This is a genomic window from Sphaerochaeta sp. S2 (assembly GCF_016406725.1).
Lineage (GTDB): Bacteria > Spirochaetota > Spirochaetia > Sphaerochaetales > Sphaerochaetaceae > Sphaerochaeta.
The window spans coordinates 1-5,064 of sequence record NZ_JAEKNT010000354.1; the positions used below are offsets into that span (position 1 = coordinate 1).

8 protein-coding genes are annotated in these 5,064 nt (G+C 40.7%); 5 read left to right on the forward strand and 3 right to left on the reverse strand.

Annotated elements, in window-relative coordinates; translation table 11 throughout:
- The 4 genes from JF818_RS16415 to JF818_RS10435 all read left to right on the forward strand — a co-directional run.
- The coding region (locus JF818_RS16415) for a hypothetical protein (protein ID WP_233067200.1) at positions 1–184 on the forward strand (184 nt) is incomplete at its 5' end.
- The gene (locus JF818_RS10425; protein ID WP_198891951.1) at positions 181–474 is read left to right on the forward strand and encodes a hypothetical protein; all 294 of its coding nucleotides are present in this window, start codon (positions 181–183) and stop codon (positions 472–474) included. The genes JF818_RS16415 and JF818_RS10425, both read left to right, overlap by 4 nt.
- Positions 475–620: 146 nt before the next feature.
- A complete protein-coding gene (locus JF818_RS10430) occupies positions 621–1,898 on the forward strand; it encodes an O-antigen ligase (RefSeq protein ID WP_198891952.1) in 1,278 nt (425 codons plus the stop codon).
- 140 nt (positions 1,899–2,038) lie between these two features.
- Positions 2,039–3,469: a lipopolysaccharide biosynthesis protein gene (locus JF818_RS10435; RefSeq protein ID WP_198891953.1), complete on the forward strand. Its 1,431-nt coding sequence runs from the start codon at positions 2,039–2,041 to the stop codon at positions 3,467–3,469.
- Between the two features lie 481 nt (positions 3,470–3,950).
- Here the strand turns inward: JF818_RS10435 and JF818_RS10440 are convergent, their stop codons facing one another.
- From JF818_RS10440 to JF818_RS16685, 3 genes are all read right to left on the reverse strand, one after another.
- Positions 3,951–4,151, reverse strand: coding sequence for a hypothetical protein (locus JF818_RS10440; RefSeq protein WP_198891954.1), 201 nt, complete (start codon positions 4,149–4,151; stop codon positions 3,951–3,953).
- A 116-nt stretch (positions 4,152–4,267) separates the two neighbouring features.
- Positions 4,268–4,546, reverse strand: coding sequence for a hypothetical protein (locus JF818_RS10445; RefSeq protein WP_198891955.1), 279 nt, complete (start codon positions 4,544–4,546; stop codon positions 4,268–4,270).
- A 194-nt stretch (positions 4,547–4,740) separates the two neighbouring features.
- Positions 4,741–4,863 carry a hypothetical protein gene (locus JF818_RS16685; RefSeq protein ID WP_370570327.1) on the reverse strand — a complete coding sequence of 41 codons (123 nt, stop codon included), beginning with the start codon at positions 4,861–4,863 and terminating at the stop codon, positions 4,741–4,743.
- Here JF818_RS16685 and JF818_RS10450 point away from each other — a divergent pair.
- The coding region (locus tag JF818_RS10450) for a transposase (protein WP_370570328.1) at positions 4,831–5,064 on the forward strand (234 nt) is incomplete at its 3' end. The genes JF818_RS16685 and JF818_RS10450 overlap by 33 nt on opposite strands.

The window sequence follows — 5,064 nt, forward strand, 5'->3', positions numbered from 1 at the left end:
GTTTAAGGGAAAAGGTCGAGATGCTGTACGAAAGAGAGTATTTCTTACTTCAAGAAAAACACTTCTTAACGAATTTAACCACTTCGAAGGCAATCTCAGCATTTTCCAGCCAGCGATTGATATTAGTGACCAGACTCTCAAGAAAGAGAAGCAGGAGATACTCCAGTTTCTGAGCGAGTTATGAGTAGGCATATTTCAGAAGACGATGTAGAAAAAGAAGGAATTCTGGTATGTAAGAAGGACTTCAATTTCAAAAACAACGTTTTTGAATTGAAAGTATATGCTTTTAGCGCTCGTTACATCGGTAGAGTATATCTAGATGGGAAACGATATAATCCCCAAGACTATTTCCAGAAATTTGATGATGCCGAAAAACAGCAGAATGATGGGTTTGATGTCTGCGAAAGATTTTTTAGAGATATGGAAAATGACTTGAAGAGTAATCAGAATCCTCGCTTACCCAGGAAAGGGTAGCGCCGCATTGGCCAGTTCTTACTTGCGAACAGTATGGCAGCAAGAGAAGAAGAGCTGATTAGCCACCAGTCGCGTAGGGAAAGACTTTTCCCTCATGATTGCACTGATTCTCTTTGAACAGGAAAGGATATCATATACCAGGAGCCATGAAACATAACACCACCGTACTAGAAGGACCCAGATATACATTGCTTCATCTCATAGGACTGTTCAAGGTACCACTGTTCTTCTCTGTTGTTGCACTTCTTGGATACGAGGGATTATCCGAGACCAATCCTCGGCTCTATGCCTATATCATGTCCATCATCGGCATCGTGAATATGGCAACCATTCTCTGGGTCGTAGCAAGAAGCGATAGATTCACCATCAAGGATATTGTTGTCTTACTGGGAATCCCCTTCATCATGCTTCTCTCGTATTACACTGCAATTGTGCTTGGAAGACATCATCCACAGAATAGCTATTATTTTAGCTTGTTTCTGGGTTTCTCGTTGCCGGCGATTTTCATTGGGTATTATCTTGGCAAGGCTTATCGTCGTACAAGGATGGTGGATATTGGACGCTATGTCGAAATTATCATGCTTGTGATCAGCGTAGGTGGTTTTGTGACCATCCTCATCCCCTTCATGCAGGGGGCACGGTTTACCACTCTGGGAGGTGCTAGCTATCAGAGTGCATCGTATTACTCTGCTCTAGCCTTCGGATTGAATTTGTATTTCATCGTTTGGGGAAGAAACCATGTGAGGTTTCGACTTTTAACGACCAGGTTCTATAAAATCTTTAGCGTGTTATTGCTCGTTCTCCAATTTGTCATGGTCGTAATTCCCGGTGGAAGGGGAGCATTCGTGCTTGCAGTACTCTATGTTTTGCTAGCGCTTTTCGAAATCCTTCGGGTCAGAAAAGTGAAGAAAATCCTACAGGGAACATTGTTCGTTATAGGCTTGGTCGTGGTTGCTATCATGTTCTTGCCACGTTTGATGGAAAACCCATTGTTCGCCAGTAGCTTTAATCGAGCGATAGCCTTCATCGATACTGGTGGTGGAGTGAACTGGGATGGAACGTCCGGGCGGTTGCCGTATTATGAAAATGCACTATCCTTAATTTCTGAAGCGCCAATAATTGGATATGGAATATTTGGGTTTAGAAATGTATATGGTAAAGAATATCCCCACAACTTGATTCTTGAGTTATTATTACAAGGTGGCGTTGTTTATCTGGCATTCTGGACTGTCCTTCTTACTGTGCTCGCAAGAAGATTATTTCGCAATATGAGAAGAGATGTTGGATTTCGAGCCTATCTGTTCATTGCTGCCTATCCTTTGGTGATGCTAATGTTCAGTGGAACATACATATCTACAGGTTTATTCTGGTTTATGGTTGCGTTTCTGGCGACGTGTCCAGTAAATAGAGCGGTTCTAGATTGAATTGAAAAGTTCAAATGAGAGGGCTTCATTCAAATGACATATTCAGGTTCGTGCAGTAGGAATTACTAGCGAAAACTATTGTGACAGCTACTGACTGCAGGTAATATTTCTACAACAGGAAATCAAATTTAAAGGATAAAATGAACAATTCGATCATTATAAGAAATATAATATGGAAATTTTTCGAAATAGGAGGACGTAAAGGAATACAATTTGTTATCCAAATTATTTTAGCTCGATTACTTCTGCCTACTGATTATGGAATTGTAGCGTTGGTAGTTGTTTTTATTACGATTGCAAATGTCTTTGTTAATGGGGGCTTAAGCGCTTCGGTTATACAGAAAAAGGATGTTGATGAACTTGATTATTCTTCCATTTTTTTTACAAGCCTATTGGTTGCAGCAATTACTTACCTCCTTCTATATTTTTCTGCTCCATGGATAGCCTCTTTTTATGCTAACACCAATCTAATCTCTGTGATTAGAATATTAGCATTAACACTCTTCCCCGGAGCTCTAAATTCACTACAAATTGCAATTATTTCTAGAAAAATGCAATTTAAGCGCTTATTTATCAGTAATATTGGTGCTGGATTATTATCCGGAATTATTGGAATATCCTTGGCATACTTAGGTTATGGTGTATATGCATTAGTTTTCCAACAGCTAATAAATCAAACAATTATAACAATAATTCTTTGGTTTAGTCTTAAGTGGAGACCTAAATTGGGTTTTTCAATATTGAGAGTGAGAAACTTATTTGCTTATGGGTGGAAGATTCTGATCTCGTCGTTAATCAATACATTATATCGAGATATTCGTGGGCTATTAATTGGTAAGATATATTCACCAGCGATGCTTGGATACTACAATAGAGGACAACAGTTTCCTCAAGTAATAGTTGCAAATATTGATAGTTCAATCAAAGCTGTAATGTTTCCAGCATTATCTGCAAACCAAGATTCTCTCCTTAAAATTAAGACAATGACCCGCCGTGCAATGAAGACTAGTAGTTTTCTATTATCACCAATCTTAGTTGGAATGATTGTAATTGCACAGCCATTAGTAAGATTTTTGCTCACAGAAAAATGGCTTCCCTCTGTTCCTTATCTCCAGCTATTCTGTATTGCATATTTATTTTGGCCTCTGCAGACAGCAAATATACAAGCAATAAAAGCTATTGGACGTAGTGATGTTTTTTTAAAATGTGAAATAATAAAAATATGCTTCGGAACGGCATTACTTCTCATTTCCTTGCCTTTTGGAGTTATTTACATTGCTTTAGGACAAGTGGTGACAGAATTAATATCTTATTTTATAAATATATATCCTGTAAAAAAATATATATCTTATGGCTATACTGAGCAAGTTAAAGATGTACTCCCTTCTGTAATGCTTGCTTCCATAATGGGGGTGCTTATTTTGCAATTGAACAGGATTGCATTTTCTCCAATAGAGTTGATTAGTCTCCAAATTATCTGTGGGGGTGGATTTTATTTTGGGCTTGCCGCAATTTTAAAACTTGAAAGCTTCACATATCTTATTGCATTAACTAAAGGATTCAAAAAATGAGTTGTATATTGGATCTAGAATTTTGGAAAGGAAGAGGCATGGATTATACTTCAGTAACTATCGAAAATGATTTTATAATATGCAAAGAAAGAAACCATAGTTTTCGAAATATAATTAAAATCAGTGAGCTTATAGAGTAAGAAAGTATTCCGTTCAAAGTCTTTAAATTTTCAATGGTGTTACGTGAGATCTGCAAACTTGCTGCGATCTGTCTCTGGTTCAACCCCTGATCTTATAAACGCAGGATTTCCTTAAATTTGGTCATTCTTGACCACCTCCCAAATAGTCTCATGCAAGAGCATGGTATTTGGAAGTCTAGCACTTCAGTTTTAAAGGTGGGTCAATTTGTCGTGAAACAGGTGGCTCAATTTTTAGGGAACAGTGGCTCTCCTAGAGCGTAATCTCCAACATGCTCGCCGCCGTTGATTTTCTGGACGCCATAGTCAAGCTGTATCTGTACTCCAGGAGGAGGCGGTTCGATTTAGTTGCAGAGCCTTGCCTCGACGGGGGCGCTCTTGACCTGCCCGGTTTTTCTCAGATATGCACAATAGTTGCGAAGCGTCTGCTGGTTGCCTGGCAGTGATTGCCGCTTTCCCGTATCCACCAGAAGCTCTTCCAGCAGGTCGTACAACGAGCTTACTCTGAACTGCTTGCTAGCGGTATGATGTTTTTGAGGTGACATGACAATAACTTTTTTAGGTTACACGGTAACCAGTCGTTTAGGTATCACGGTATGATACTGAAAGAATTCGTTACCGAACCATCTAAAAAAGTCGTTACCTAAAATATTCCTTGACACTAGCAGAACTGCTTGTTGTTGCAGTTGGCTTGCAGGGTGCTGATGATGATTTCCCTGCATGCCGGATCGTCGAAGGCCTTGTCCTTCTGGTAGGGACTTGCCAACTGGCTTGCCGATGGTGCATCATCCATGTTGTAGTACTTGCGGATCGTCGGCGCTGACGGTGGCTTGAGATTCATGTTCCGCAGCACTTGTGCGATGTCCGACTGGGCTATGCCCTGCCGTTTCAATTCGATGATTGTGTTCACTACTTCTGCCTGCTTCAGCAAAGTTGCCATTAGCGGCCTCCTTCTGGTGATAACGTATTGCTACCTATCACTATACTGGGAGTCGCCAATGCTTGGCCTAATTTATTCGGCCGGTTTACTGGCAGGGATTGGCTGTTATTGGGAAAACATTCCTACTGTAGACTAGAAAAACATCATTACTGCGCTTATGAAAAACATCGTTGTTGTGAGAGAGAAAGACATCCCTACCGTACTCCGGTAAAGACATCATACTGCTCACAAAGGGCTACAAGCTGCATCTGGATGTTACTGACAGCGGCATCCCCATCAGTGCCATCGTCACTGGAGCGAATGTCCATGACAGTCAAGTAGCTATTCCTTTGGAGCGGATGTCCAGTGAACGGGTTACCCATCTGTATTCACTGATGGATAGTGCCTATGATGCGAAACCCATCAAGGATTTCATCATCTCAAGTGGCAGGATCCCCATCATCGATCCGAACAAGCGGCGCAAGCAACAACGGGTGCTGTCTCCCGCTGAGAAGCAACGCTTCAAGATACGCTCCACC